Source organism: Pseudomonas sp. FP215 (genome assembly GCF_030687795.1).
GTDB lineage: Bacteria > Pseudomonadota > Gammaproteobacteria > Pseudomonadales > Pseudomonadaceae > Aquipseudomonas > Aquipseudomonas salmasensis.
Window position 1 is genome coordinate 6,264,477 of the sequence record NZ_CP117447.1, and the last position, 25,469, is coordinate 6,289,945.

Consider the following 25,469-nt stretch of genomic DNA (forward strand, 5'->3'; position numbering starts at 1 on the left):
TCATGAGCAACACGCGTATTGCCTTTATCGGCGCCGGTAACATGGCGGCCAGCCTGATCGGTGGCCTGCGGGCCAAGGGCCTGGACGCCGAGCAGATCCGCGCCAGCGACCCGGGCGCCGAGACCCGCGAGCGCGTCAGCGCCGAACACGGCATAAAAACCTTCGCCGATAACGCCGAGGCCATCCACGGCGTCGATGTAATCGTGCTGGCGGTCAAGCCCCAGGCCATGAAGGCCGTGTGCGAGAGCCTACGCCCGAGCCTGCAACCCCATCAACTGGTGGTGTCGATTGCCGCTGGCATCACCTGCGCCAGCATGACCAACTGGCTCGGCGCCCAGCCCATTGTGCGCTGCATGCCCAACACCCCGGCGCTGCTGCGCCAGGGCGTCAGCGGTTTGTATGCCACTGGCGAAGTGACCGCACAGCAACGTGACCAGGCCCAGGAACTGCTGTCTGCGGTGGGCATCGCCGTGTGGCTGGAGCAGGAACAGCAACTGGATGCGGTCACCGCCGTCTCCGGCAGCGGCCCGGCCTACTTCTTCCTGTTGATCGAGGCCATGACGGCCGCCGGCGTCAAGCTGGGCCTGCCCCACGACGTGGCCGAGCAACTGGCGGAACAAACCGCCCTGGGCGCCGCCAAGATGGCAGTCGGCAGCGAGGTGGATGCCGCCGAACTGCGCCGTCGCGTCACCTCGCCGGGCGGTACCACACAAGCGGCTATCGAGTCGTTCCAGGCCGGGGGCTTTGAAGCCCTGGTGGAAACAGCACTGGGTGCCGCCGCACATCGTTCAGCCGAGATGGCTGAGCAACTGGGCAAATAGTCGTCTCTTACCAAGGTAATCAAACATGCTCGGAATCAATGACGCTGCCATTTTCATCATCCAGACCCTGGGCAGCCTGTACCTGCTGATCGTGCTGATGCGCTTTATCCTGCAACTGGTGCGTGCAAACTTCTACAACCCGCTGTGCCAGTTCGTGGTGAAGGCCACCCAACCGCTGCTCAAGCCGCTGCGCCGGGTGATCCCGAGCCTGTTCGGCCTGGACATGTCGTCGCTGGTGCTGGCGCTGTTGCTGCAGATTTTGCTGTTCGTGGTGATCCTGATGCTCAATGGCTACCAGGCCTTCACCGTGCTGCTGTTGCCATGGGGCCTGATCGGGATTTTCTCGCTGTTCCTGAAGATCATTTTCTGGTCGATGATCATCAGCGTGATTCTCTCCTGGGTCGCACCCGGCAGCCGTAGCCCGGGTGCCGAGTTGGTGGCTCAAATCACCGAACCCGTGCTGGCACCCTTCCGTCGCCTGATCCCGAACCTGGGTGGCCTGGATATCTCGCCGATCTTCGCGTTTATCGTGATTCAGCTGCTGCAAAGCTGGGTGATTCCACGCCTGGCCTACTTTGCCTACATGCCAAAAGAGTTGTTTGGCCTGATCTGACCGCCATACCCTTATGGCGGGCTGGCTTGTGCTGATCGTTCCCACGCTCTGCGTGGGAATGCAGCCCGTGACGCTCCGCGTCACCAGGGCAGGACGCAGAGCGTCCCAAGAGGCATTCCCACGCGGAGCGTGGGAACGATCACGCTTACCCCCGACCTTTGCTTGCCGCTAGGGTCCCCGCTCTTTAGACTTACGCCTCATTTAAACGAGAGCAGGGTCGATGCCAGCTGCCTTCCCCCCCGATTCTGTTGGACTGGTCGTGCCACAAGTGGCGCATTTCAGCGAACCCCTGGCCCTGGCCTGCGGCCGTTCGTTGCCAGCCTACGACCTGATCTACGAAACCTATGGCCAACTGAACGCCACGGCGAGCAACGCCGTGCTGATCTGCCATGCCTTGTCCGGCCATCATCACGCCGCCGGTTTCCATAGCGTTGACGACCGCAAGCCCGGCTGGTGGGACAGTTGCATCGGCCCCGGCAAGCCCATCGACACCAACAAGTTCTTTGTGGTCAGCCTGAACAACCTCGGTGGCTGCAACGGCTCCACCGGCCCCAGCAGCCTCAACCCGGAAACCGGCAAACCATTCGGCGCCGACTTCCCGGTGCTGACGGTAGAGGACTGGGTGCACAGCCAGGCACGCCTGGCCGACCTGCTGGGCATAAGCCAGTGGGCCGCCGTGATTGGCGGCAGCCTGGGCGGCATGCAGGCCCTGCAATGGACCATCACTTACCCGGACCGCGTGCGTCATTGCCTGGCTATCGCCTCGGCGCCCAAGTTGTCGGCGCAGAACATCGCCTTCAACGAAGTGGCGCGCCAGGCGATCCTCACCGACCCCGAGTTCCACGGCGGTTCGTTCCAGGAAGCGGGCGTGATCCCCAAGCGTGGCTTGATGCTGGCGCGGATGGTCGGCCACATTACCTACCTGTCCGACGATTCCATGGGCGAGAAATTCGGCCGCGGCCTCAAGAGCGAGAAGCTCAACTACGACTTCCACAGCGTCGAGTTCCAGGTGGAAAGCTACCTGCGTTATCAGGGCGAGGAATTCTCGGGGCGCTTTGACGCCAACACCTACCTGCTGATGACCAAGGCCCTGGACTACTTCGACCCGGCCGCCAATCACGATGACGACCTGGCAAAAACCTTCGAGCACGCCACGGCCAAGTTCTGCGTGATGTCATTCACCACCGACTGGCGCTTTTCGCCGGCACGCTCCCGTGAGCTGGTGGATGCCCTGATGGCCGCCAAGAAAGACGTCTGCTACCTGGAGATCGATGCACCGCAAGGCCACGACGCCTTCCTGATTCCGATCCCACGCTACCTGCAGGCGTTCAGTAACTACATGAACCGCATTACTTTGTGAGAACGCCATGAGAGCCGACCTGGAAATCATCCAAGACTGGATCCCCGCCGGCAGCCGCGTGCTCGACCTGGGCTGTGGCGACGGCGAACTGCTGAGCTGGCTGCGCGACCACAAGCAAGTCACCGGCTACGGCCTGGAGAACGACCCGGACAACATCGCCCAGTGCGTGGCTAAGGGCATCAACGTGATCGAGCAGGACCTGGACAAGGGCCTGGGCAACTTTGCCAGCAACAGCTTCGATATCGTGGTGATGACCCAAGCCCTGCAAGCGGTGCACTACCCGGACCGCATCCTCGACGAAATGCTGCGCGTAGGCCGCCAATGCATCATCACCTTCCCCAACTTTGGCCACTGGCGCTGCCGCTGGTACCTGGCCACCAAGGGGCGCATGCCGGTCTCCGACTTCCTGCCGTACACCTGGTACAACACGCCGAACATCCACTTTTGCACCTTCGAAGACTTCGAAGCCCTGTGTGGCGAGCGTGAAGCCAAGGTGATCAACCGCCTTGCCGTCGATCAACAGCACCGCCACGGCTGGGCGAGTAAGCTATGGCCCAACCTGTTGGGCGAAATTGGTATTTACCGGGTCAGCAGTCCTGGCCTGACCGACCACAAAGTTGCCGTCTAATCATCTTCAAGAGGGACGTTCATGAGTCGTTTGGCTATTTTTCTATTGACCGCATGCCTGGGCGCCAGCGCCATGGCCGCCGACACTATCGACGCTAATCGCAAAAAAGACTTCGGCGATATCACCGTTCATTACAACACCTTCACCTCAAGCTTCCTGCCACCCGAGACCGCCCAGAAAGTCGGCGTGGTGCGCAGCAAGGAGAAGGGGTTGATCAACGTGACCGTGATCAAGGGCGTAAGCCCAGTGGCCGCGCAAGTCACCGGTACCATCAAGGACCTGGGTGGCAAGAGCGAGATCCTGACGTTCAAGCAGATCGAAGAGAAAGGCGGCATCAGCTACCTCGCGCCTTACACCGTGACGCAACGGGAATACAAGACCTTCACCATCAATGTTGAAACCGGCGGCAAGGCCCACGGCTTCCAATTCAACCAAGAACTGTTCCCGGCCCAATGATGAACCTTACCCAACTCGTACTCGCCAGCCACAACGCCGGCAAACTCAAAGAACTGCAGGCCATGCTCGGTGAGTCAGTGCAACTGCGTTCGATCGGTGAGTTCAGCCAGGTCGAACCGGAAGAGACCGGCCTGTCGTTCGTCGAGAATGCCATCCTCAAGGCCCGCAATGCCGCACGTATCTCTGGCCTGCCAGCCCTGGCGGATGATTCGGGCCTGGCCGTGGACTTTCTCGGCGGCGCCCCTGGCATCTACTCCGCCCGTTACGCCGACGGCAAGGGCGACGCAGCCAACAACGCCAAGCTGCTCGACGCGCTCAAGGACGTACCGGAGGCCGAGCGTGGTGCGCAGTTCGTCTGCGTGCTGGCCCTGGTGCGACATGCCGATGACCCATTGCCGATCCTGTGTGAAGGTCTGTGGCACGGGCGCATCCTGCAAGCCGCCAGCGGTGAGCATGGGTTTGGCTATGACCCGCTGTTCTGGGTGCCGGAGCGCAATGTCTCCAGCGCCGAACTGAGCCCGGCCGACAAGAACCAGATCAGCCACCGCGCCCGCGCCATGGCATTACTGCGCCAGCGCCTGGGTTTGAAATGACCCAGAACACCTCTGCGCAGCCGCTGATTCACGGTGGCGCGCAAACACCCCGGGCGGCCCTGCCCCATCTGCCGCCCCTGGCGCTGTACATCCACATTCCGTGGTGCGTGCGCAAATGCCCGTATTGCGACTTCAACTCCCACACCGCCAGTAAAGTGCTGCCGGAACAAGAGTATGTGGACGCCTTGCTGGCCGACCTCGACCAAGACCTGCACGCCGTGTATGGCAGGGAGCTGAGCTCGATCTTCTTTGGCGGCGGCACGCCCAGCCTGTTCAGCGCTGCTGCACTGGGCCGCCTGCTCAAGGGCGTTGAAGCGCGTATCCCGTTTGCCGACGATATCGAGATCACCCTGGAAGCCAACCCAGGGACGTTCGAACAAGAAAAGTTCGTGGCGTACCGCAAGCTGGGGATCAATCGCCTGTCCATCGGCATCCAGAGCTTCCAGCAAGAGAAGCTTGAAGCCCTGGGCCGCATCCACAATGGCGATGAAGCCGTGCGCGCCGCCGGCATGGCGCGCCAGGCCGGGTTCGACAACTTCAACCTGGACTTGATGCACGGCTTGCCCAACCAGTCCCTGGACGACGCCCTAGGTGACCTGCGCCAGGCCATTGCACTCAAGCCCACGCACCTGTCCTGGTACCAACTGACCCTGGAACCCAACACCGTGTTCTGGAACCAGCCACCCGCGCTGCCGGAAGACGACACGCTGTGGGATATCCAGGAAGCCGGCCAGGCACTGCTCGCCGAACACGGTTACGCACAATATGAAGTCTCGGCCTACGCCCAACCGGGGCGGCCGGCGCGGCATAACCTCAATTACTGGAGCTTTGGCGACTTTATCGGCATCGGCGCCGGCGCCCACGGCAAGCTCAGCCACCCGGACGGGCGCATCGTGCGCACCTGGAAAACCCGTGCACCGAAGGACTACCTCAACCCGGCCAAAAGCTTCCAGGCCGGCGCGAAAGAACTGACCAACGATGAACTGCCGTTCGAGTTCCTGATGAACGCGCTGCGCCTCACCGAAGGGGTTGATGCCAAGCTCTACGCCGAGCGCACCGGCCTTGATCTGGCCAGCCTCGACGAAGGCCGCCGCGAGGCAGAACAAAGTGGATTAATGCAGGTCGAACCGTCACGCCTGGCGGCCACCGACCGTGGGCAACTCTTTCTCAATGACCTGTTGCAGAAGTTTTTGAGCTGATAGCTCTTAAGGAAATCGAATGGATCTGGTACTCGACCTGCTCGCCACCGTATCCCGCTGGAGCCGTAGCAACCTGTCGGAAATCTCGTTGGCCCTTGTGGGCTGTTTGCTGGTGCTGTTCGGCGCCGACATCAAGGGCTGGGTCGAAGCGCGCCTGGGCAGCATCGCCGGCGCCTTGCGCGTACCCTTGATGGCCCTGCTGTGCCTGATCGGCAGCGGCGCGGCGTTGATCTACGCCACTCCGTGGATTGTGCGGGGATTGAGCCAGTTCAATAACTACAGCCTGGCGCCGGTGTTGATCGTGGTGCTGGTGTTGATTGGCGTTGTTGCAGACCGCCGCTGATTTCATCCAGATGAAGGCAAGGACATCTCATGAGCAAAAAGCTTCTGGACGACACTAGCAAATTTCTCAGCTATGTACTGCGCCATGAGCCTCAGGCAATTGGCCTTTCATTGGATTCAGAAGGCTGGGCAGGCATTGCAGAGCTGATTGAGGCGGCCACCCGCGACGGGCGCAGCCTTAGCCGAGAGCTGCTGGAGCAGGTGGTACGCACAAACGAGAAGAAGCGCTTTTCGTTCTCCGAGGACGGTCAACACATCCGCGCCGTGCAGGGTCACTCCAACCAAGGCGTCCAGCTGCAACTCGATGAAAGACAACCACCAGCCGTCCTGTACCACGGCACCGCAACGCGCTTCATCGAGTCAATCAACCAAAAGGGCCTGATTCCCGGGTCACGACATCATGTGCATCTCAGTGAACAGCTTGAGACGGCCAGGGAAGTTGGGCAGCGCTATGGGAAAGTGGTTATTCTGAAGATCAACACTTCGAAGATGCTGGCCCAGGGTTTCAAGTTTTATCAGGCGCAGAATGGGGTTTGGCTGACGGAGCAGGTTCCTGCCCAGTTCCTCGAAGCTATTTAGAGGCCTGACTGCCAAATGCTTTTTCGTAATACTCTTTAAGTGTCATCGGGTCTTTGCAACCCAGCGCGAGCGCCTGATTCAGGTAGGTCAAATTCACGCTGTCGGGCTCACCTTTGTCGTTCATACGAGTCGCCGCCAAGATGTAGTAGGCATCCGCCCGGTACTGATCATAGGTCAGCATCCGCGCGCTGGCGCGTGCTTGCATGTTGCCCAAGGTTCTTTCTTCCTTGATCTCAGCTAGCCGATCACCTTCGAAACAAAGCGAACGATTGGTGTACAGCGGATAATAGTCATGGTTGGGATCAACGTTCAGAAGCATCTGCTTGAGCGCTTCCAGGTACTTTACGTGCCCAGGATCAAGCAGATTTAGACGCATGTACGCCATATCACATTGATAGTAATACCCCACGCCGGCGGCTAATAAACCTTGATCCATTGCCTTGTGCATCGGCTCACACACCTGTTTGCGTTCTTCCTCGGACATGCCGAACCGGCTTTGGATATTGGCCAGCATATAGGTCGCAACAACATGCCCGCCCTCCGAGGCCATTTTCAGATCATCTTGGAACGCAGTCATGACACCCTGAACCTCTTTGAGTTCTTCGGGCAACGTGGCTTTATCCAGCTTGCCACTGGTTTCCAGCTTGACGCTCTCATCGAACATCAGCTTGAGTTGTTCCGCCTTCTTCTGAGCACGCTCAAAGTAGTCGTCACTGGAAGTCACTGGCAAAGAGGATGTGCTGGCCGCGAAGGCTGTCGCAGACAGCAGGCTGAGCAACAGTAGACTGGAAAGGAGGGTTTTCAAGCGCTTGTATTCCTTTACAAGTAAAAAGCGAAGCGGCAGTGGAACGCAGCGATTCCACCGCCGTGATTAGCAACGCGAGTTAAGCCAGCTTCTCAAACTTCAAATCCCACACCCCATGCCCCAATCGCTCGCCACGGCGTTCGAACTTGGTGATCGGCCGCTCGGCCGGGCGTGGCACGCATTTGCCGTCTTCGGCCAGGTTGCGGTAGCCAGGGGCAACGTTCATCACTTCCAGCATGTATTCCGCATACGGTTCCCAGTCGGTGGCCATGTGCAGGATGCCGCCCACTTTCAGCTTGCTGCGCACCAGCTCCGCGAAGGAGGCCTGGACGATGCGGCGCTTGTGGTGACGGGCCTTGTGCCATGGGTCGGGGAAGAACAGCATCAGGCGGTCGAGGCTGTTGTCAGCGATGCAGCGGTTGAGCACTTCAATCGCGTCGCAGTCGTAGACCCGCAGGTTTTTCAGGCCCTGGGTCAGTACGCCGTTGAGCAGTGCGCCGACGCCTGGGCGGTGGACTTCCACACCGATGAAATCCTGCTCCGGGGCGGCCGCAGCCATTTCCAGCAGGGAATGGCCCATGCCGAAACCGATTTCCAGGGAGCGCGGGGCCGAACGGCCAAACACTTGGTCGTAATCCACCGGCGCATCGGCCAGGGGCAACACGAACAGCGGCGTGCCCTGCTCCAGGCCCTTTTGCTGGCCTTCGGTCATGCGACCGGCGCGCATCACAAAACTCTTGATGCGGCGGTGCTTGGACTCGTCGCCCTCTTCCACGGTGTTCGGCGTTTCGTTTGATTCAGTCATCAATAGCTCTTACTTGATCAGACCATCCAGCGGCGAAGAGGCGCTGGCATAGAGTTTTTTCGGCATGCGCCCGGCGAGGTAGGCCAGGCGGCCCGCGACGATGGCGTGGTTCATGGCTTGGGCCATCATGATTGGTTGCTGGGCATGGGCAATGGCCGAGTTCATCAGTACGGCGTCGCAGCCCAGCTCCATGGCGATGGTCGCGTCGGAGGCTGTGCCTACGCCTGCATCCACCAGTACCGGAATCTTGGCTTCTTCGAGGATAATCTGCAGGTTGTACGGATTGCAGATACCCAGGCCTGAACCGATCAGACCGGCCAGCGGCATCACCGCGATGCAGCCGATTTCTGCCAGTTGGCGCGCGATGATCGGGTCATCACTGGTGTAGACCATCACATCGAAGCCTTCCTTGACCAGGGTCTCGGCGGCCTTGAGGGTTTCGATCACGTTGGGAAACAGGGTTTTCTGGTCGGCCAGCACTTCCAGCTTCACCAGATTGTGGCCGTCGAGCAGCTCACGGGCCAGGCGGCAGGTGCGCACGGCTTCGATGGCGTCGTAGCAACCAGCGGTGTTTGGCAAAAATGTGTAACGCTGCGGCGACAGCACTTCGAGCAGGTTCGGCTCGCCCTTGATCTGGCCGAGGTTGGTGCGGCGCACGGCGAAGGTGACGATCTCGGCACCCGAGGCTTCGATGGCCAGGCGGGTTTCTTCCATGTCGCGGTACTTGCCGGTGCCGACCAGCAGACGGGACTGGTAGGTACGACCGGCCAGGACGAAAGGCTTGTCGCTACGAACGATGCTCATGGGAAATCCTCTGGTTGGATGAGGTTCTGCAGAATGCGTTACGGCCGTGGCGGGCTAGCCGCCGCCGATGGCGTGGACCACTTCGACCTGGTCGTTTTCTTTCAGCGAGGTCTCGGCGTGCTGGCTACGCGGGACGATATCCAGGTTGAGCTCCACTGCGACGCGACGCCCGGTCAGGTCCAGACGGGTCAGCAGGGCCGCAACGGTTTCGCCGTCGGGCAGTTCATAGGGTTCGCCGTTCAACTGAATGCGCATGCCACGGGCCGCCATCGTTTTTAGGGGCCCGCATTCTAGCGCGATTGGAACCTGAAGGTCAGCTCCAAGCGTCAAGCGGTCAAAGCTGCAAGCGCCACGCCGCCAGGCCCAGAAAGAACCAGCCGAGCAGGAACGCCAGCCCGCCAAACGGCGTGATGATCCCCAGTTTACTGATGCCGGTCATCGTCAGCACATACAGGCTGCCCGAGAACAGCAGGATGCCGACGGTGAACGAAACACCCGCCCAGGTCACCAGCCGGCCCGGAATATGCGCCGCCAGCAAGGCCACGCCGAACAGTGCCAGGGCATGCACCAACTGGTAGGTCACGCCGGTATGGAAGATCGCCAGGTAGTCGGCGCTCAGGCGGTTTTTCAGGCCGTGGGCGGCGAACGCGCCCAGCGCAACGCCGGTAAAGCCGAAAAAGGCAGCCAGCATCAGAAAGCTACGCAGCATGGGGAACTCCAGTCAGACTCATCGGGCAGGGTCTGTATAATGGCCCGCTCAACGGGTTCGGCCAAGCCATCTCTATGCTGCGTGTCCTCTTCAAACGCTTTCTCAACGTCGTGAAATGGTTTGCCATCGGCAGTGTGTTGCTGGTGCTGCTGTTTCGTGTGGTGCCGCCGCCGTTCACTGCGCTGATGGTGGAGCGCAAGGTTGAGTCCTGGATAGATGGCGAACCCATTGACCTGCAACGCAGCTGGGTACCGTGGGACGAAATCTGCGATGATCTCAAAGTCGCGGTGATGGCCGGTGAAGATCAGCGCTTCCCGCAACATTGGGGTTTTGATTTCGGCGCGATCCAGGCGGCGATTCTGCACAACGAACGCGGCGGTTCGATTCGCGGTGCCAGCACCTTGAGCCAGCAGGTGTCGAAAAACCTGTTTCTGTGGGCCGGGCGCAGCTATTTGCGTAAAGGCCTGGAGGCTTGGTTTACCGGCTTGATCGAAGTGTTGTGGCCCAAGCAGCGGATTCTTGAGGTGTACCTCAACAGCGTGGAATGGGATGAAGGTGTGTTTGGCGCAGAGGCGGCGGCGCGGCACCATTTTGGCGTGAGTGCCAAGGGACTTTCGCGGCAGCAGGCCAGTTACCTGGCGGCGGTGTTGCCCAATCCACGGGTGTGGAGTGCCAGCCATCCGACGGCCTATGTGGCACGTAGAGCGGCATGGATTCGTCAGCAGATGAGCCAGTTGGGTGGGGATGGTTATCTGGTTGAGCTGAACAACTCTCGAAAGGCCCCCTGGTCCGAATGACACAATACGGGACCTGTGGCGAGGGAGCTTGCTCCCGTGACGGCCCCGGCGGCCAGCGCATATCTACCTGACGCGCCACAGTCCAAATGTGGGAGCTGGCTTGCCTGCGAAGACGGCCTAACAGTCAACACAGCTGGATTGTGTACATATCCATTGCTGCGGTAACGGCTACTTAGGGTTCCGCCCTGACGGCGGCTCACTTTTGAAAGCGCAAAAGTAAGCAAAACGCTCTTGCCCCACCACTCGGCACCTCGCTTGGGCTCGGTGTACCCGTAATCCGCCAGTGATTTGGGGGGCCGCCGCCCCGCGCCATCCATGGCGCGGGGCGGCTAAGATCAAAAGCAGATCAAGATCAAGAGCGGCTCGCTTCGCATCGTGGTTAGCGTTGAGCGCTACAGAGTTGTGTTGATACCTATGCTGCGATGAGGGCAGGTCAGCCAACTTATCTGCAAACTGACACACCGCTATCGCAGGCAAGCCAGCTCCCACAGTGGACTGTGGTGGATTTGAAATTTACGAGCACATACAAAAATGCCCCGATCTTTCGACCAGGGCATTTTTTGTTCACAGCGCTTTACGCAGCGATCGACAACTTCAGCTTGTTCATCGCGCTTTTCTCAAGCTGACGAATCCGCTCGGCCGACACGTTGTACTTCTGCGCCAGGTCGTGCAGCGTGGCTTTTTCTTCTGCCAGCCAGCGCTGGTAGAGGATGTCACGGCTGCGGTCGTCCAGCACTTCCAGCGCTTCGTGCAGGTTGTGGTTGGAGTTGTCGCTCCAGTCGGCGTCTTCCAGTTGACGCGCCGGGTCGTACCGGTGGTCTTCCAGGTAGTTGGCCGGCGATTGGAAGGCGCTGTCGTCATCCGCTTCGGCGGCTGGGTCGAAGGCCATGTCATGGCCGGTCAGGCGGCTTTCCATCTCGCGCACTTCACGCGGCTCCACGCCGAGGCTTTCGGCCACGCGGTGGACTTCTTCGTTGTTCAGCCACGCCAGGCGTTTTTTCTGGCTGCGCAGGTTGAAGAACAGCTTACGCTGGGCCTTGGTGGTGGCCACTTTCACGATGCGCCAGTTGCGCAGGATGAACTCGTGGATTTCCGCCTTGATCCAGTGCACGGCAAACGACACCAGGCGCACGCCCATTTCAGGGTTGAAACGCTTCACAGCCTTCATCAGGCCTACGTTGCCTTCCTGAATCAGGTCGGCCTGGGCCAAACCGTAGCCGCTATAGCTACGGGCGATATGTACGACAAAACGCAGGTGGGCGAGCACCATCTGCCGAGCCGCCCCCAAATCCTGCTCATAGTAGAGACTCTCGGCCAGTTCACGCTCCTGCTCGGGCGTCAGCAATGGAATGCTGTTGACCGTGTGCACATAGGCTTCCAGGTTCGCACCCGGGACCAAGGCATAAGCAGGTTGCAAAGAAGTGGTCATACGAAAAAACCTCCGACTCACATAACTCGTGCAGTTCAGCACTGCGAAAATTGACCTGGGAACCGTAGGACAAGTTCCCTAAACCGCTGATACGGTCAATACAAACGAAACCAGATTAATCTGACATTAACTACTTCGGCGCCAGCTCACGTAAATGCCGTGCCACCGCAATCCACGCACCGATATACCCCAACAACACCGCGCCAAGCAAGAGACTCAGACCATCGGCTACCGGCACACCGGCCAGCGCGAAATCACTGCCGTAAAGCCCGGCCAAGCCGACCACCGCGTCGTTCAACCAATCCAGGCCAAACGCCAGTACGCCCCAGGACAAGATCCCCGCACCCAGGCCATACAGCGCGCCCATGTACAGGAAAGGCCGACGCACATAGCTGTCTGTGCCGCCCACCAGTTTAATCACTTCTATCTCGGTGCGACGGTTTTCAATATGAAGACGAATGGTATTACCTATCACCAAAAGTAATGCAGACACTAATAACACCGTCAGGCCGAACACAAAGCGGTCACCCAGCTTGAGGATCGCGGCCAGGCGCTCTACCCAGACTAGATCAAGTTGCGCCTGTTGCACCTTCGGCATCTCTGCGAGTTTTTGTCGCAGGGCTTCCAGCGCCGGCTTGTCGACCTCGTTCGGCGTTACCAGCACCACGCCCGGCAGCGGGTTCTGCGGCAGCTCCTTGAGCGCCTCGCCCAGGCCGGATTGCTGCTGGAACTCCTCAAGGGCCTGGTCGCGGCTAATGTACTCGGCCTCGGCCACCCCTGGGATGTTCTTGATGTCATCGCGCAGCGCTTCGCCTTCCTTGCTGCTGGTGTCCAGGTTCAGGTACAGCGAAATCTGCGCCGCCCGCTGCCAGGAACCGCCCAGGCGCTCCACATTGTTAAGCAACAGCGACAAGCCCATCGGCAGGCTCAAGGCCACCGCCATGACCAGGCAGGTGAAAAAGCTGCCGATCGGTTGCTTGCCCAGGCGACGCAGGCTGTCCAGAAGGCTGGCGCGGTGGCTTTCGATCCAGGCGTGCACCAGGGTGCCGAAGTCCGGGCCCTCGTCTTCGTCGTGTTTTTTCTTTTTCGGTTGCGGGTCGGCCGGTTTCGGAGCCACCCGTTCGGATACTTTATGGCTTCGTGTAGCACTCATACGCCAGCCTCCCCATCGCCGATCAGGCGACCGCGTTGCAGGGTCAGCATGCGATGGCGCATACGGGCAATCAGGGCCAGGTCGTGGCTGGCGATCAATACGCTGGTGCCCAGGCGGTTGATGTCTTCGAATACCCCCATGATCTCGGCCGCCAGGCGCGGGTCGAGGTTACCGGTGGGTTCGTCGGCCAGCAGCAAAGCCGGGCGATGGACGATGGCGCGGGCGATACCGACACGCTGTTGCTGGCCGGTGGACAGGTCGCCGGGGAAGAGGTCGGTCTTGTCCGACAAGGCCACGCGTTCCAGTGCCGAATCCACGCGTTTGACGATCTCGGCCTTGGACAGCCCGAGGATCTGCAACGGCAGGGCCACGTTGTTGAACACCGTGCGGTCGAACAGCAATTGGTGGTTCTGGAACACCACGCCGATCTGGCGGCGCAGGAATGGAATTTGCGCATTGCTGATAGTGGCCAGGTCCTGGCCCGCCAGCAGCAACTTGCCGGTGGTCGGGCGCTCCATGGCCAGCAGCAGGCGCAACAGCGTACTTTTGCCCGCGCCCGAATGGCCGGTGACAAACAAGAATTCGCCGCGACGCACTCGAAAGCTCAGCTCATGCAAGCCCACATGCCCGTTGGCATAGCGTTTACCGACCTGTTCGAATCGAATCATGAACGCTCCCGCTCGGCAAACAGTGCCTGTACAAAGGGTTCGGCTTCAAAGGTGCGCAGGTCGTCGATGCCTTCACCGACGCCGATATAACGAATCGGCAACCCGAACTGTTTGGCCAGGGCGAAAATCACACCGCCCTTGGCCGTGCCGTCGAGCTTAGTCAATGCCAGGCCGGTCAGCTGCACCGTCTGGTTGAATTGCTTGGCCTGGCTGATGGCGTTCTGGCCGGTACCGGCGTCGAGCACCAGCAAGACTTCATGGGGTGCATCGGCGTCGAGCTTGCCGATCACGCGGCGCACCTTCTTCAGCTCTTCCATCAAGTTGTCTTTGGTATGCAGGCGGCCGGCTGTATCGGCGATCAGCACATCAATGTTGCGCGCCTTGGCGGCTTGCACGGCATCGAAGATCACCGACGCAGAGTCGGCACCGGTGTGCTGGGCGATCACCGGGATCTTGTTGCGCTCACCCCACACCTGCAACTGCTCGACGGCCGCGGCACGGAAGGTGTCGCCGGCGGCGAGCATGACTTTCTTGCCCTCACCCTGCAGCTTCTTGGCCAGTTTGCCGATGGTGGTGGTCTTGCCAGCGCCGTTTACGCCTACCACGAGGATGACGAACGGCTTTTTCGGCGTGATCACCAGCGGCGCTTCAACCGGTTTGAGCATGGCGGCCAGCTCAGCCTGCAGGGATTTGTACAGCGCATCGGCGTCGGTCAACTGCTTGCGCGCGACCTTCTGCGTCAGGCTCTGGATAATCACGGCAGTGGCTTCGACGCCCACGTCGGCGGTGAGCAGGCGGGTCTCGATGTCTTCCAGCAGTTCGTCATCAATGACTTTCTTGCCCAGGAACAGGCTGGCCATGCCTTCGCCAATACTGGCGCTGGTCTTGCTCAGGCCCTGCTTGAGGCGGGCAAAGAATCCGGTTTTGCTGGTTTCGGTTGCGGCAACGGCGGGTTCTGGCTCGATAACGGCAGGTGCAGCGACAACCGGTGCAGGCACTTCAACGACGGGCGGTACTTCAGCCACAACCTCTACCGGCACCGGCTCGACCACTGCAGGAATCGGCGGCACGACGTGCTCGGCCTGAACATCCTCCACCAATGCCACGGGCTCTTCGGCCACGGGCAGCTCCAGCCAGGGCTTGTGCTCAGGCTCAGGCGCAGGTTCCGGCTCGGCCTCGACGACCGGCTGCAACACCGGCTCAGCCATCGGCAACACCACCGGAACGGGCGTCTCGGCAACCGGTTCGGCTTCTATTACGGGTTCAGGGGTCGGTTCAGCGTGAACCTGTGGCTGTTCGACGACGGTTTCCTGCGGCTTTTTGCGCAGCCATCCGAACAGGCCTTTCTTCTCGCCAGCCGCAGCTGGGGTCTTCTTGTCGTCGTTGGAACCAAACATGGAGACGGCTATCTCAAGGTAGCGACGCGCCACAGGGCGCGTCGGTAAATAAAATTCGATGCGTAACAGACTGTTTTTTAGCCAGCTCGTTCATGCGCAACATTTTGTAAGGCCTAAATCGGGCCTTAACAAGACAGCCACAGTGGCCGTCCCTAGGTCGGATCAGTATCCTAGCACCTCCTCGCCCGCCGACGCTAAGACCAAGCGGGCAGCCCAACAGGTTTAAAAACGAATGAATGCTCTAGCCCGCCGCGCCGCAGGCCTGCTGTTCAGCACAGTTTGTCTGCCTCTCTCAGCTTTGGCTGCCGATCCACAACCCACCCATGAATTCACCCTCGATAACGGCCTTAAAGTGGTCGTGCGCGAAGATCATCGCGCGCCAGTGGTGGTTTCCCAGGTCTGGTACAAGGTTGGCTCAAGCTACGAAACCCCGGGCCAGACCGGTTTGTCCCACGCCCTGGAACACATGATGTTCAAGGGCAGCGCCAAGGTTGGCCCCGGCGAAGCCTCGCTGATCCTGCGCGACCTGGGCGCCGAAGAAAACGCGTTCACCAGCGACGACTACACCGCGTACTACCAGGTATTGGCCCGTGACCGCCTGGGTGTGGCCTTCGAGCTGGAAGCCGACCGCATGGCCAGCCTGCGCCTGCCGGCCGACGAGTTCAGCCGTGAAATCGAGGTAATCAAAGAAGAACGCCGCCTGCGCACCGACGATAACCCCATGTCCAAGGCGTTCGAGCGCTTCAAGGCCATGGCGTTCCCGGCCAGCGGCTACCACACGCCGACCATCGGCTGGATGGCCGACCTGGACCGCATGAAGGTCGAGGAACTGCGCCACTGGTACCAATCCTGGTACGTGCCGAACAACGCCACCCTGGTGGTGGTCGGCGACGTGACCCCGGACGAGGTGAAAAACCTTGCCCAACGTTACTTCGGCCCGATCCCCAAGCGTGACGTGCCACCGGCAAAAATCCCGATGGAACTGGCCGAGCCCGGCGAGCGCCTGCTGACCTTGCACGTGCAGACCCAACTGCCGAGCGTGTTCCTGGGCTTCAACGTGCCAGGCCTGGCCACCGCTGAAGACAAACGTTCGGTGCAGGCCCTGCGCCTGATCTCGGCCCTGCTCGACGGCGGCTACAGTGCACGGATCTCCGAGCAGCTGGAGCGCGGTGAGGAGCTGGTGTCCGCCGCTTCCACCAACTACGACGCCTATACCCGTGGCGACAGCCTGTTCACCCTCTCGGCCACGCCGAACCAGCAGAAGAAGAAAACCGTCGCCCAGGCCGAAGCCGGCCTGTGGCGCCTGCTCGATGAGTTGAAGGCCAAGCCACCGACCGCCGAAGAACTGGAGCGCATCCGCGCCCAAGTGATTGCCGGCCTGGTGTACCAGCGTGATTCCATCACCAGCCAGGCCACGGCCATTGGCTCCCTGGAAACGGTCGGCCTGTCCTGGAAACTCATGGACACCGAGCTCGCCGACCTGCAAAGCGTGACCCCGGAAGACATCCAGAAGGCCGCACGCACCTATTTCACCCGCGAACGTCTGAGCGTCGCCCATGTTTTGCCTGAGGAGACCGCTCATGAGTGATCGCAAAAACAGCCGCCTGATCCTGCCCGGCCTGATCGCCGTCACCCTGATGGCGGCCAGCGCCGTTTACTTCTTGCGCCCCAGCGAGTCGGTCGCCAGCCAGGCCCTGGACAAGGCCCAAACGGCCAGCACCCTGCAATCTCTGGCGGAACTGGATGGCAAGGCCCCGACCAACCGCAAGCTCGATGTACAAACCTGGACCACCGCCGAAGGCGCCAAGGTGCTGTTCGTCGAAGCCCACGAATTGCCGATGTTCGACATGCGCCTGCTGTTCGCCGCCGGCAGCAGCCAGGATGGCGACGTGCCAGGCCTGGCGCTGATGACCAACGCCATGCTCAACGAAGGCGTACCGGGCAAGGATGTCAGCCAGATCGCCAGCGGGTTCGAAGGCCTGGGGGCCGACTTTGGCAACGGCGCCTACCGCGACATGGCGCTGGTGACCCTGCGCAGCCTGAGCGACAGCGCCAAGCGCGACGCAGCCCTGTCACTGTTCAACCAGGTGATCGGCCAGCCGACGTTCCCGGCAGACTCCCTGGCACGCATCAAGAACCAGATCCTGGCCGGTTTCGAGTACCAGAAGCAGAACCCCGGCAAACTGGCGAGCATCGAGCTGTTCAAGCGTCTGTACGGCGACCACCCTTACGCGCACCCGAGCGAAGGCACCCCCGAGAGCGTGCCGAAGATTACCCTGGCGCAGTTGCAGGCGTTCCACGCCAAGGCCTATGCGGCGGGTAACGCGGTAATTGCAGTAGTGGGCGACCTTACCCGCGCCGAAGCTGAAGCCATGACGGCCAAGGTGTCCGCCTCGCTGCCCAAGGGCCCGGCCATGGCCAAGATCGCCCAGCCGACCGAGCCAAAAGCCGGCCTGAGCCGTATCGAGTTCCCGTCCAAGCAAACCCACCTGCTGTTTGCACAGTTGGGCATCGACCGCGCCGACCCGGACTACGCAGCCTTGTCCCTGGGTAACCAGATCCTCGGCGGCGGCGGCTTCGGCACCCGTTTGATGAGCGAAGTGCGGGAGAAACGCGGCCTGACCTACGGCGTGTACTCCGGCTTCTCACCAATGCAGGTGCGCGGCCCGTTCATGATCAACCTGCAGACCCGCGCCGAAATGAGCGGTGGCACCTTGCGCCTGGTGGAGGACGTGCTGGCTGACTACCTCAAGACCGGCCCGACGCAAAAGGAACTGGATGACGCCAAGCGCGAGCTGGCCGGCAGCTTCCCGCTGTCCACCGCCAGCAATGCCGATATCGTCGGGCAGTTGGGCGCCATGGGTTTCTACAACCTGCCGCTGAGCTATCTGGAAGATTTCATGAAACAATCCCAGGCTCTGACCGTCGATCAGGTCAAGGCTGCAATGAACAAACACTTGAGCGCCGACAAGATGGTCATCGTGACCGCCGGCCCGACGATTGCGCAAAAGCCACTACCGCCCCCCACTGATAAACCTGCCGAGCAGCCGCTCGGGGTTCCGGAGCATTAATGGCCAGTTCATCTCGCCCGAAAAAACCTGTCCACAACGTGCATAACGGTGTGGGCCAACTGCGCATCATTGGCGGTGAATGGGGCAGCCGCAAGCTGAGCTTCCCCGACGTCGTGGGCCTGCGCCCGACGCCCGATCGCGTGCGCGAAACCCTGTTCAACTGGCTCGCGCCGTACATTGGCGGGGCCAAGGTACTGGACCCGTTCGCCGGCAGCGGCGCGCTGTTCCTGGAGGCGCTGTCACGTGGCGCGGCCCAGGGCCAGGCGCTGGACGCCAGCAATGTGGCGGTGTCCAGCCTCAAGGAGCACCTGGGCACGCTGCGTTGCACCACCGGCCAGGTGCAGACGGCCGACGCGCTGCGCTACCTGGAAACCCAGGCGGCGACTGAATACGACGTAGTGTTCCTCGACCCACCGTTCAACCAGAACCTGCTGCCGACCGTCTGCACCCTGCTGGAAGAACGCCAGTGGCTGGCACCGGATGCCTGGATCTACACTGAGAGCGAGACTGCGCCCTCCACGCTCGGCCTGCCCAGTGGCTGGCGCCTGCACCGGGAGCAGAAATCCGGGCGGGTGTATTACGCGTTGTGGCATCGCGCCCTGTAGGAGCTAGCTTGCTCGCGAAGATCGAACAGGCGACACGGGCTGTCTGACAGCGCTGCGTTATCGTTAACGTTTTTCGCGAGCAAGCTCGCGCCTACACGGCAGCGGGTAATTCATGATTCCATCGACAGACCGCTTCAAACCCGCCTTCGGCCTCGGCAACCCCCACTTGCAGACACTGTGGGGGCCGCTGTGGCGTCCGACCACCCACATCGAACGCCAACGCGAGCGCCTGTGGCTGGAGGATGGCGACTTCCTTGATCTTGACTGGCACGGGCCGCATGACGTGCAAGCGCCTTTGGTGCTGGTGTTGCATGGGCTGACCGGCTCGTCCAATTCGCCCTATGTGGCCGGCCTGCAAAAAGTCCTGGCCGCCCAAGGCTGGGCCAGCGCTGCGCTGAACTGGCGTGGCTGCTCGGGCGAACCCAACCTGCTGGCTCGCAGCTATCACTCCGGCGCCAGCGAAGACCTGGCGGCGGCGATTGCTCATCTGCGCGCCAAGCGGCCGTTGGCGCCTTTGTATGCGGTGGGTTATTCCCTGGGCGGCAATGTGTTGCTCAAGCACTTGGGGGAAACCGGCCAGGCGTCGGGCTTGCAGGGCGCCGCGGCGGTGTCGGTGCCGTTTCGCCTGGATCAATGCGCCGATCGCATCGGCCTGGGGTTCTCGCGGGTGTATCAGAAGCACTTCATGCGCGAGATGCTGGCGTATATCCGCGTCAAGCAGCGCCAATTCCTGCAGGACGGTCGTGAGGATGGGCTCAAAACCCTGGAGGCCCTTGGCTCCCTGGAAAAGATGCGCACGTTCTGGGACTTCGACGGGCGGGTAACCGCGCCGCTGCACGGTTTCATCAGTGCCGAAGACTACTATCGCCGCGCCTCGAGCCGTTATTACCTGGGCGATATCCGTACGCCCACTTTGATTATCCAGGCGGCCGATGACCCGTTTGTGTTTGCGCACAGCTTGCCTGACGCCAGTGAGCTGTCGGACTGCACCGAGTTCGAGTTGCTGGCCAAGGGCGGGCATGTGGGGTTTGTGGAGGGTTCGTTGAAGCGTCCTGGTTACTACCTGGAACGCCGGATCCCTGACTGGTTACTGACACAACGCGGTTAAAACTGTGGGAGCGGGCTTGCTCGCGAATGCGGTATATCAGTCACACTTGTATCGACTGACACCCTGCATTCGCGAGCAAGCCCGCTCCCACATTTTGATTGGGTTTGCAGAGCTAGCCTTAGTCGCCAGTGGCAATTTCCCGGGCTGGGTCAGTAATCCATTCACTCCACGACCCCGCATACAACTTGCCCAACGGGTACCCCGCCAGGCTCAACGCAAACAGGTTATGGCACGCCGTCACCCCAGACCCGCAATACGCCACCAATTCCTGCGCCGAGCGCCCTTGCAACTGCGCGGCGAAGCGCTGCTTGAGCTGCTCGGCCGGCAGGAAGCGGCCGTCGCTGCCCAGGTTTTCACTGAACGTCGCGCACTGCGCGCCGGGGATATGCCCGGCAATCGGGTCGATGGGCTCCACTTCGCCACGAAAGCGCGGCTGGGCGCGGGCATCGATCAAGGTCAGGCCGGGTTGGCCCAGGCGTTTTTGCAGGTGTTCGGCATCCAGCAACAGGCGATGATCCGGCGTACCGACGAAGGTACCTGGCTCAACCACAGGCGCGTCCAGGCTCAGGGGGAAACCGGCGGCATGCCAGGCCTTGAGGCCACCATCGAGAATAAACACGCCATCACGCTTGCCCAACCAGGCCAGCAACCACCAGGCACGGGCGGCGTAGGCACCGGGGCCGTCGTCATACAGCACTACATCGGTATCGGCGCTGATGCCCCAGGCCCGCAGTTGCTTGGCGAACGTGTCCGCTGCCGGCAAAGGATGACGACCGGTCACGCCTTTGGTCACCGGGCCGCTCAGGTGGCGCTCCAAGTCGGCGTATTGCGCCCCGTCGATATGCCCTTCGGCGTAACTGCACAAACCGTAGTCCGGGTCTTCCAGGGCAAAGCGGCAATCCAGGATCACCCACCCGGTAGACTGCTGGCGCTCGGCCAATTGCTGGGGGCTGATCAGTTGGGCAAGCGGCATGACTGACTCCTGTGAATACAAAGGGGAAAGGTCTTACTTAACTTCTTCCAGTGCCTGATTCAACGGCACGTAAAACTCTTTGAACAAGGCGTCCACCGCCTCTTTGGCCTGTGGCGTAACGAACCCCGCCTCCAGCACCAGCACCTGATAGACCCCGCGCTTGATCGCCTCGGCGCTCAGGTGGGTGGATTTTTCATTGGTGGTGCACAAAAAGCGCACCCACGAGGTGAGGATGATCCAGGCATTGAGGGTCAGGGCTTCGGTTTGCACCGGGTCCATATTGAGAATGCCGGCGTCGACAAAGCCTTGGTAGATCGCGCCGCCCTGGATCAGGCAACGCTGGGAAAAACGCCGGTAGCCGGTCGCCAGTTCCGGGTCGCTCTCCAGCAGGTGTTCGAGGTCGCGGTGCAGGAAGCGATAACGCCACATGCCGGCCAATACGGCTTGCAGGTAAAAACGCTTGTCTTCCACCAGCATCCCCCGCCCTTGAGGTGGGCGCAGGAAACTGTCTACCAAGGCTTCATATTCGCGGAACAGCACGGCGATGATCGCCTGCTTGTTAGGGAAGTGGTAGTACAGGTTGCCCGGGGAAATTTCCATGTGGGCGGCAATGTGGTTGGTACTGACACTGCGCTCGCCCTGCTGGTTAAAAAGCTCCAGGCTGGTTTGCACAATGCGCTCGCTGGTCTTTACTCGTGGTGCCATAGGGGATCAGCTTCTATACACGGGATGGGGCATCTTACGGCCTAACCCGGCCAGGATAAATCTGGATGTTACTGCAATGTTATTTGACAATTTAGAGCAATGACTCTAAAAATCCAGGCAGACCAATAACAATCGGTGCCGTGCCATGTCTGCCAACGTTGCTTACCTGCAAGATTCCCAGGCGCTGGATCAACTCCAGGACCTGTTCGACGCCCAACGCCGCGCCTATGCCGCCAACCCGATGCCGCCGGCCGGGCAGCGCCAGCAATGGCTCAAGGCCCTGCGGGATCTGCTGAGCGACGAACGCCAGGCGCTGATCAATGCCATCAGCCAGGACTTCAGCCATCGCAGCGCCGACGAAACCCTGTTCGCCGAATTGATGCCCAGCCTGCATGGCATCCACTACGCCAGCAAACACCTCAAGGGCTGGATGAAACCTTCCCGCCGCGCTGTAGGCATTGCCTTCCAGCCCGCCTCAGCCAAAGTCATTTACCAACCACTGGGCGTCGTCGGGGTCATCGTGCCGTGGAACTACCCGCTGTACCTGGCCATCGGCCCGTTAGTGGGGGCGTTGGCGGCCGGTAACCGGGTGATGCTCAAACTCAGCGAGTCCACACCGGCCACCGGTGAACTGCTCAAGGCGTTGCTGGCCAAGATTTTCCCCGAGGACCTGGTGTGCGTGGTGCTGGGCGAAGCTGACGTGGGCATGGCGTTTTCCAAGTTGCGCTTCGATCACCTGCTGTTCACCGGTGCTACCAGCATAGGCAAGCACGTGATGCGTGCGGCAGCCGAAAACCTCACGCCAGTGACCCTGGAGTTGGGCGGCAAATCGCCGGCGATCGTTTCGGCCGATGTGCCGCTCAAGGACGCCGCCGAACGCATCGCCTTCGGCAAAGCCTTAAACGCCGGGCAAACCTGCGTGGCACCGGATTATGTGCTGGTACCGGAAGATCGCGTGGAGGGCTTTGTCGAGGCGTATTCCAAGGCCGTGCGTGGGTTTTATCCGACGCTGGCCGACAACCCCGACTACACCGCCATCATCAACGAACGCCAACTGGCTCGGCTCAATGCGTACGCCAAGGACGCCACCGACAAAGGCGCCACCCTGATCCCACTGTACGAGCAAGGCCAGGCGCGGCGAATGGCCCACAGCCTGCTGTTGAATGTCAGTGACGACATGACCGTGATGCAGGACGAAATTTTCGGCCCGCTCCTGCCCATCGTGCCGTATCGCGGCCTTGACCAAGCCTTTGCCTACATCAACCAGCGCCCACGCCCACTGGCCTTGTATTACTTCGGCTACAACAAAGGCGAACAAGCGCGGGTGCTCCACGAAACCCATTCCGGTGGTGTGTGCCTGAACGACACCTTGCTGCACGTCGCCCAGGACGATATGCCGTTCGGTGGCATCGGCCCGTCGGGCATGGGCCATTACCACGGTCACGAAGGTTTCCTGACGTTCAGCAAGGCCAAGGGTGTGCTGATCAAACAGCGCCTGAACGCGGCGAAGTTGATCTACCCGCCCTATGGCAAGTCGATCCAGAAGCTGATCCAGAAGCTGTTTATCCGCTGATAATCGCCACCTTCGGGACAATAAAAACAATGAACCCCAGCCTGACTGATTCACCCGCGCTGTCACGGCGCGGCGTCTTGAAAATCGGCCTGTGTGCCAGCGCCTTCCTCGCCACCGCCGGGCTGGGGGCCAGCCTCAGCGGCTGCTCCAGCAGTACGCCGGCCAGCGGCTTTGCGATGTTGCGCACCAGCGACTTGCCGTTCTTGCGGGCGGTGATCCCGGTGTTGCTGGAAGGCGCGGCCAGCACCGAGCAAGTGTTTGCCGGCATTGAGGACACCCTGAAAAAGCTCGACTACAGCCTGCAGCACTTGTCGCCCGAGATGTTCAAGCTCACCCAGCAATTATTCGACGTGCTGGGCATGGGCATCACTCGCGGCCCGCTGACCGGTATATGGGGCAGTTGGGAAAACGCCAGCAGCGAGCAGATCCGCAATTTCCTGCACCGCTGGGAAAACAGCTACCTGAACCTTTTGCGCATGGGCCAGGGCTCGCTGCTCAAGCTGGTGATCATGGCCTGGTACTTCCGGCCCGAGTCCTGGGCCCATTGCGGCTACCCCGGCCCGCCGAAGATCTAGCCTGGGCAATCTTCCAAGATTGCATCTTCCTACAAGAATAAGAGTGCACACCTATGCCCGTACCCGATCTGTTCCGCGACGGCCTGGCCCGTGGCTGGAAAACCCACAATGGCGCCGCCCTGGATAGCGACCTCACCCTGGAAGCGGATGTCGCCATCATCGGCAGCGGCGCCGGGGGCGGTACCACCGCCGAAATCCTCAGCGCCGCCGGCTACAAAGTGTTGCTGATCGAAGAAGGCCCGCTCAAGACCAGCAGCGACTTCAAGCTGCTGGAAGACGAAGCCTACGCCAGCCTTTACCAGGAAGGCATCGGGCGGATGAGCAAGGACGGCGCTATCACCATCCTGCAGGGCCGGGCCGTGGGCGGTACCACCTTGATCAACTGGACCTCCAGCTTTCGCACCCCTGACGCTACCCTCTCGCATTGGGCCAGCGAATATGCGGTCAAAGGCCACAGCAGCGCCGAAATGGCGCCCTGGTTCGAAAAAATGGAACAGCGCCTGGGCATCGCGCCCTGGGCGCTGCCGCCGAATGCCAATAACGATGTGATCCGCAAAGGCTGCGAAAAGCTCGGCTACAGCTGGCATGTGATCCCGCGCAATGTGCGCGGCTGCTTCAACCTGGGGTATTGCGGCATGGGCTGCCCGGTCAACGCCAAGCAGTCAATGCTGGTGACGACCATCCCGTCCACCCTGGAACAGGGCGGCGAACTGCTTTACCTGGCCCGCGCCGAGCGGCTCATCTACAGCGGCGACACCATCAGCAGCCTTGAATGCGTGGCCATGGACGAACGCTGTGTAGCGCCCACCGGGCGCAAGATCAGCGTGAAAGCCAAGCACTATGTGCTGGCGGGCGGCGGCATCAACAGCCCGGCCCTGCTGATGCGCTCGGACGCCCCCGACCCGCATTCGCGGTTGGGCAAGCGCACCTTCCTGCACCTGGTCAATTTCTCCGCCGGGCTGTTCGACGAGGTGATCAACCCCTTCTACGGTGCACCGCAATCCATCTACTCCGACCATTTCCAGTGGCAGGACGGCACCACCGGCAAAATGTCCTACAAACTGGAAGCACCGCCCCTGCATCCAGGCCTGGCGAGCACCCTGTTCGGTGGCTACGGCAAGCAGAACGCCTTGGACATGAACCAATTGCCCAACACCCACGCCATGCTCGCTCTGCTACGCGACGGCTTTCACCCCGACAGCCCGGGCGGCACCGTGGAGTTACGCGGTGACGGCACGCCCGTGCTCGACTATCAGGTCTCGCCCTACGCCTGGGACGGCCTGCGCCGGGCCTTCCACAGCATGGCCGAGATTCAGTTCGCGGCGGGCGCCAAATCGGTCAAGCCCTTGCATCACGACGCGCGCTTTGTGAACAACCTGGCCGAAGCGCGCAGCGTGATCGACGGTTTAAACCTGGAACTGCATCGCACTACCCTGGGCAGTGCCCACGTGATGGGTGGTTGTGCCATGGGTGAAGACCCGAAAAATGCCGTGGCCGACAGCCTGGGTCGCCACCATCAGTTGCGCAATCTGTCGATCCACGACGGCTCGCTGTTCCCCACCAGCATTGGCGCCAACCCGCAATTGTCGGTGTACGGATTGACCGCGCAACTGGCGAGCGCATTGGCCGAACGTCTGAAAAGGGCATGAAAAGACAGGGTATTCACGGTATCTATCTACATAAGTCGACTTGGCCCACCGG

The 25,469-nt window shown here is 61.1% G+C and carries 28 protein-coding genes; 17 read left to right on the top strand and 11 right to left on the bottom strand.

Annotation, left to right across the window (positions count from 1 at the left end; all coding sequences use genetic code 11):
• Positions 1–2: 2 nt before the first annotated feature.
• From proC to PSH76_RS28550, 9 genes are all read left to right on the top strand, one after another.
• Positions 3–821, top strand: a complete 819-nt coding sequence (gene proC / locus PSH76_RS28510; RefSeq protein WP_056783041.1) for a pyrroline-5-carboxylate reductase — start codon at positions 3–5, stop codon at positions 819–821.
• Positions 822–846: 25 nt separating this feature from the next.
• Positions 847–1,434 (top strand): YggT family protein, encoded by a 588-nt coding sequence (locus tag PSH76_RS28515; protein WP_003195087.1) that lies wholly within the window; start codon positions 847–849, stop codon positions 1,432–1,434.
• A 220-nt stretch (positions 1,435–1,654) separates the two neighbouring features.
• Positions 1,655–2,794, top strand: coding sequence for a homoserine O-acetyltransferase (locus PSH76_RS28520; protein WP_032894712.1), 1,140 nt, complete (start codon positions 1,655–1,657; stop codon positions 2,792–2,794).
• A gap of 7 nt (positions 2,795–2,801) precedes the next feature.
• Positions 2,802–3,422 (top strand): methionine biosynthesis protein MetW, encoded by a 621-nt coding sequence (gene metW / locus PSH76_RS28525; protein WP_003195091.1) that lies wholly within the window; start codon positions 2,802–2,804, stop codon positions 3,420–3,422.
• Between the two features lie 21 nt (positions 3,423–3,443).
• Positions 3,444–3,878 carry a DUF4426 domain-containing protein gene (locus PSH76_RS28530; protein WP_032894709.1) on the top strand — a complete coding sequence of 145 codons (435 nt, stop codon included), beginning with the start codon at positions 3,444–3,446 and terminating at the stop codon, positions 3,876–3,878.
• Positions 3,875–4,471, top strand: a complete 597-nt coding sequence (rdgB, locus tag PSH76_RS28535; RefSeq protein ID WP_032894708.1) for an RdgB/HAM1 family non-canonical purine NTP pyrophosphatase — start codon at positions 3,875–3,877, stop codon at positions 4,469–4,471. The genes PSH76_RS28530 and rdgB overlap by 4 nt, the downstream gene beginning before the upstream one ends.
• Positions 4,468–5,670, top strand: coding sequence for a radical SAM family heme chaperone HemW (gene hemW, locus PSH76_RS28540; RefSeq protein ID WP_138762065.1), 1,203 nt, complete (start codon positions 4,468–4,470; stop codon positions 5,668–5,670). Before rdgB ends, hemW begins: the two co-directional genes overlap by 4 nt.
• Positions 5,671–5,689: 19 nt before the next feature.
• Positions 5,690–6,013 (top strand): DUF3392 domain-containing protein, encoded by a 324-nt coding sequence (locus PSH76_RS28545; protein ID WP_003195099.1) that lies wholly within the window; start codon positions 5,690–5,692, stop codon positions 6,011–6,013.
• A gap of 29 nt (positions 6,014–6,042) precedes the next feature.
• Positions 6,043–6,591, top strand: a complete 549-nt coding sequence (locus PSH76_RS28550) for an RNA 2'-phosphotransferase (RefSeq protein WP_305493300.1) — start codon at positions 6,043–6,045, stop codon at positions 6,589–6,591.
• Here PSH76_RS28550 and PSH76_RS28555 read toward each other — a convergent pair.
• From PSH76_RS28555 to PSH76_RS28575, 5 genes are all read right to left on the bottom strand, one after another.
• The gene (locus PSH76_RS28555) at positions 6,584–7,396 is read right to left on the bottom strand and encodes a hypothetical protein (RefSeq protein ID WP_056783054.1); all 813 of its coding nucleotides are present in this window, start codon (positions 7,394–7,396) and stop codon (positions 6,584–6,586) included. The genes PSH76_RS28550 and PSH76_RS28555 overlap by 8 nt on opposite strands.
• A 79-nt stretch (positions 7,397–7,475) precedes the next feature.
• The gene (trmB, locus tag PSH76_RS28560; protein ID WP_003195101.1) at positions 7,476–8,201 is read right to left on the bottom strand and encodes a tRNA (guanosine(46)-N7)-methyltransferase TrmB; all 726 of its coding nucleotides are present in this window, start codon (positions 8,199–8,201) and stop codon (positions 7,476–7,478) included.
• Between the two features lie 9 nt (positions 8,202–8,210).
• Positions 8,211–9,005 (bottom strand): thiazole synthase, encoded by a 795-nt coding sequence (locus tag PSH76_RS28565; protein ID WP_305493301.1) that lies wholly within the window; start codon positions 9,003–9,005, stop codon positions 8,211–8,213.
• A 54-nt stretch (positions 9,006–9,059) separates the two neighbouring features.
• Positions 9,060–9,260 carry a sulfur carrier protein ThiS gene (gene thiS / locus PSH76_RS28570; RefSeq protein WP_032894705.1) on the bottom strand — a complete coding sequence of 67 codons (201 nt, stop codon included), beginning with the start codon at positions 9,258–9,260 and terminating at the stop codon, positions 9,060–9,062.
• Positions 9,261–9,339: 79 nt separating this feature from the next.
• On the bottom strand, positions 9,340–9,714 hold the full coding sequence (locus PSH76_RS28575; protein WP_032894704.1) for a DUF423 domain-containing protein: 375 nt from the start codon (positions 9,712–9,714) through the stop codon (positions 9,340–9,342).
• A 74-nt stretch (positions 9,715–9,788) separates the two neighbouring features.
• Between PSH76_RS28575 and mtgA the strand changes: the two genes are divergently transcribed.
• Complete coding sequence (gene mtgA / locus PSH76_RS28580) at positions 9,789–10,511, top strand: monofunctional biosynthetic peptidoglycan transglycosylase (RefSeq protein ID WP_032894701.1); 723 nt, start codon at positions 9,789–9,791, stop codon at positions 10,509–10,511.
• 574 nt (positions 10,512–11,085) lie between these two features.
• Here the strand turns inward: mtgA and rpoH are convergent.
• The 4 genes from rpoH to ftsY all read right to left on the bottom strand — a co-directional run bounded on the left by rpoH (position 11,086) and on the right by ftsY (position 15,158).
• Positions 11,086–11,940 carry an RNA polymerase sigma factor RpoH gene (gene rpoH, locus PSH76_RS28585; protein WP_003176698.1) on the bottom strand — a complete coding sequence of 285 codons (855 nt, stop codon included), beginning with the start codon at positions 11,938–11,940 and terminating at the stop codon, positions 11,086–11,088.
• A 130-nt stretch (positions 11,941–12,070) separates the two neighbouring features.
• Positions 12,071–13,093 (bottom strand): permease-like cell division protein FtsX, encoded by a 1,023-nt coding sequence (gene ftsX, locus PSH76_RS28590; protein ID WP_305493302.1) that lies wholly within the window; start codon positions 13,091–13,093, stop codon positions 12,071–12,073.
• Complete coding sequence (ftsE, locus tag PSH76_RS28595) at positions 13,090–13,761, bottom strand: cell division ATP-binding protein FtsE (RefSeq protein ID WP_003195112.1); 672 nt, start codon at positions 13,759–13,761, stop codon at positions 13,090–13,092. The genes ftsX and ftsE overlap by 4 nt, the downstream gene beginning before the upstream one ends.
• On the bottom strand, positions 13,758–15,158 hold the full coding sequence (ftsY, locus tag PSH76_RS28600; protein WP_138762063.1) for a signal recognition particle-docking protein FtsY: 1,401 nt from the start codon (positions 15,156–15,158) through the stop codon (positions 13,758–13,760). Before ftsY ends, ftsE begins: the two co-directional genes overlap by 4 nt.
• Positions 15,159–15,390: 232 nt before the next feature.
• Between ftsY and PSH76_RS28605 the strand changes: the two genes are divergently transcribed.
• The 4 genes from PSH76_RS28605 to PSH76_RS28620 all read left to right on the top strand — a co-directional run bounded on the left by PSH76_RS28605 (position 15,391) and on the right by PSH76_RS28620 (position 19,942).
• The gene (locus tag PSH76_RS28605) at positions 15,391–16,746 is read left to right on the top strand and encodes a pitrilysin family protein (RefSeq protein ID WP_003195117.1); all 1,356 of its coding nucleotides are present in this window, start codon (positions 15,391–15,393) and stop codon (positions 16,744–16,746) included.
• Positions 16,739–18,229 (top strand): pitrilysin family protein, encoded by a 1,491-nt coding sequence (locus PSH76_RS28610; protein WP_032894697.1) that lies wholly within the window; start codon positions 16,739–16,741, stop codon positions 18,227–18,229. The genes PSH76_RS28605 and PSH76_RS28610 overlap by 8 nt, the downstream gene beginning before the upstream one ends.
• Positions 18,229–18,834, top strand: a complete 606-nt coding sequence (gene rsmD / locus PSH76_RS28615) for a 16S rRNA (guanine(966)-N(2))-methyltransferase RsmD (RefSeq protein ID WP_032894696.1) — start codon at positions 18,229–18,231, stop codon at positions 18,832–18,834. The genes PSH76_RS28610 and rsmD overlap by 1 nt, the downstream gene beginning before the upstream one ends.
• 112 nt (positions 18,835–18,946) lie before the next feature.
• The gene (locus tag PSH76_RS28620; RefSeq protein WP_305493303.1) at positions 18,947–19,942 is read left to right on the top strand and encodes a hydrolase; all 996 of its coding nucleotides are present in this window, start codon (positions 18,947–18,949) and stop codon (positions 19,940–19,942) included.
• Between the two features lie 118 nt (positions 19,943–20,060).
• On the opposite strand, the gene PSH76_RS28625 is transcribed toward PSH76_RS28620, so the two are convergent.
• Positions 20,061–20,915, bottom strand: coding sequence for a sulfurtransferase (locus PSH76_RS28625; protein ID WP_305493304.1), 855 nt, complete (start codon positions 20,913–20,915; stop codon positions 20,061–20,063).
• A gap of 33 nt (positions 20,916–20,948) precedes the next feature.
• Positions 20,949–21,620, bottom strand: coding sequence for a TetR/AcrR family transcriptional regulator (locus tag PSH76_RS28630; protein ID WP_032894689.1), 672 nt, complete (start codon positions 21,618–21,620; stop codon positions 20,949–20,951).
• Positions 21,621–21,765: 145 nt separating this feature from the next.
• Here PSH76_RS28630 and PSH76_RS28635 point away from each other — a divergent pair, with 145 nt between their 5' ends.
• Genes PSH76_RS28635 through PSH76_RS28645 form a run of 3 tightly spaced genes read left to right on the top strand, consistent with a single transcriptional unit; the run spans position 21,766 to position 25,417 of the window.
• Positions 21,766–23,193, top strand: coding sequence for a coniferyl aldehyde dehydrogenase (locus PSH76_RS28635; RefSeq protein ID WP_305493305.1), 1,428 nt, complete (start codon positions 21,766–21,768; stop codon positions 23,191–23,193).
• A 29-nt stretch (positions 23,194–23,222) separates the two neighbouring features.
• Positions 23,223–23,768 carry a hypothetical protein gene (locus PSH76_RS28640; RefSeq protein WP_032894686.1) on the top strand — a complete coding sequence of 182 codons (546 nt, stop codon included), beginning with the start codon at positions 23,223–23,225 and terminating at the stop codon, positions 23,766–23,768.
• A gap of 53 nt (positions 23,769–23,821) precedes the next feature.
• Positions 23,822–25,417: a GMC family oxidoreductase gene (locus PSH76_RS28645; RefSeq protein ID WP_305493306.1), complete on the top strand. Its 1,596-nt coding sequence runs from the start codon at positions 23,822–23,824 to the stop codon at positions 25,415–25,417.
• Positions 25,418–25,469 lie beyond the last annotated feature (52 nt).

Coding starts and splice junctions, on each gene's coding strand:
- proC (WP_056783041.1), top strand. CDS start 3: ATGAGCAACACGCGTATTGCCTTTATCGGCGCCGGTAACATGGCGGCC.
- PSH76_RS28515 (WP_003195087.1), top strand. CDS start 847: ATGCTCGGAATCAATGACGCTGCCATTTTCATCATCCAGACCCTGGGC.
- PSH76_RS28520 (WP_032894712.1), top strand. CDS start 1,655: ATGCCAGCTGCCTTCCCCCCCGATTCTGTTGGACTGGTCGTGCCACAA.
- metW (WP_003195091.1), top strand. CDS start 2,802: ATGAGAGCCGACCTGGAAATCATCCAAGACTGGATCCCCGCCGGCAGC.
- PSH76_RS28530 (WP_032894709.1), top strand. CDS start 3,444: ATGAGTCGTTTGGCTATTTTTCTATTGACCGCATGCCTGGGCGCCAGC.
- rdgB (WP_032894708.1), top strand. CDS start 3,875: ATGATGAACCTTACCCAACTCGTACTCGCCAGCCACAACGCCGGCAAA.
- hemW (WP_138762065.1), top strand. CDS start 4,468: ATGACCCAGAACACCTCTGCGCAGCCGCTGATTCACGGTGGCGCGCAA.
- PSH76_RS28545 (WP_003195099.1), top strand. CDS start 5,690: ATGGATCTGGTACTCGACCTGCTCGCCACCGTATCCCGCTGGAGCCGT.
- PSH76_RS28550 (WP_305493300.1), top strand. CDS start 6,043: ATGAGCAAAAAGCTTCTGGACGACACTAGCAAATTTCTCAGCTATGTA.
- trmB (WP_003195101.1), bottom strand. CDS start 8,201: ATGACTGAATCAAACGAAACGCCGAACACCGTGGAAGAGGGCGACGAG.
- PSH76_RS28565 (WP_305493301.1), bottom strand. CDS start 9,005: ATGAGCATCGTTCGTAGCGACAAGCCTTTCGTCCTGGCCGGTCGTACC.
- thiS (WP_032894705.1), bottom strand. CDS start 9,260: ATGCGCATTCAGTTGAACGGCGAACCCTATGAACTGCCCGACGGCGAA.
- PSH76_RS28575 (WP_032894704.1), bottom strand. CDS start 9,714: ATGCTGCGTAGCTTTCTGATGCTGGCTGCCTTTTTCGGCTTTACCGGC.
- mtgA (WP_032894701.1), top strand. CDS start 9,789: ATGCTGCGTGTCCTCTTCAAACGCTTTCTCAACGTCGTGAAATGGTTT.
- rpoH (WP_003176698.1), bottom strand. CDS start 11,940: ATGACCACTTCTTTGCAACCTGCTTATGCCTTGGTCCCGGGTGCGAAC.
- ftsX (WP_305493302.1), bottom strand. CDS start 13,093: ATGAGTGCTACACGAAGCCATAAAGTATCCGAACGGGTGGCTCCGAAA.
- ftsE (WP_003195112.1), bottom strand. CDS start 13,761: ATGATTCGATTCGAACAGGTCGGTAAACGCTATGCCAACGGGCATGTG.
- ftsY (WP_138762063.1), bottom strand. CDS start 15,158: ATGTTTGGTTCCAACGACGACAAGAAGACCCCAGCTGCGGCTGGCGAG.
- PSH76_RS28605 (WP_003195117.1), top strand. CDS start 15,391: ATGAATGCTCTAGCCCGCCGCGCCGCAGGCCTGCTGTTCAGCACAGTT.
- PSH76_RS28610 (WP_032894697.1), top strand. CDS start 16,739: ATGAGTGATCGCAAAAACAGCCGCCTGATCCTGCCCGGCCTGATCGCC.
- rsmD (WP_032894696.1), top strand. CDS start 18,229: ATGGCCAGTTCATCTCGCCCGAAAAAACCTGTCCACAACGTGCATAAC.
- PSH76_RS28620 (WP_305493303.1), top strand. CDS start 18,947: ATGATTCCATCGACAGACCGCTTCAAACCCGCCTTCGGCCTCGGCAAC.
- PSH76_RS28625 (WP_305493304.1), bottom strand. CDS start 20,915: ATGCCGCTTGCCCAACTGATCAGCCCCCAGCAATTGGCCGAGCGCCAG.
- PSH76_RS28630 (WP_032894689.1), bottom strand. CDS start 21,620: ATGGCACCACGAGTAAAGACCAGCGAGCGCATTGTGCAAACCAGCCTG.
- PSH76_RS28635 (WP_305493305.1), top strand. CDS start 21,766: ATGTCTGCCAACGTTGCTTACCTGCAAGATTCCCAGGCGCTGGATCAA.
- PSH76_RS28640 (WP_032894686.1), top strand. CDS start 23,223: ATGAACCCCAGCCTGACTGATTCACCCGCGCTGTCACGGCGCGGCGTC.
- PSH76_RS28645 (WP_305493306.1), top strand. CDS start 23,822: ATGCCCGTACCCGATCTGTTCCGCGACGGCCTGGCCCGTGGCTGGAAA.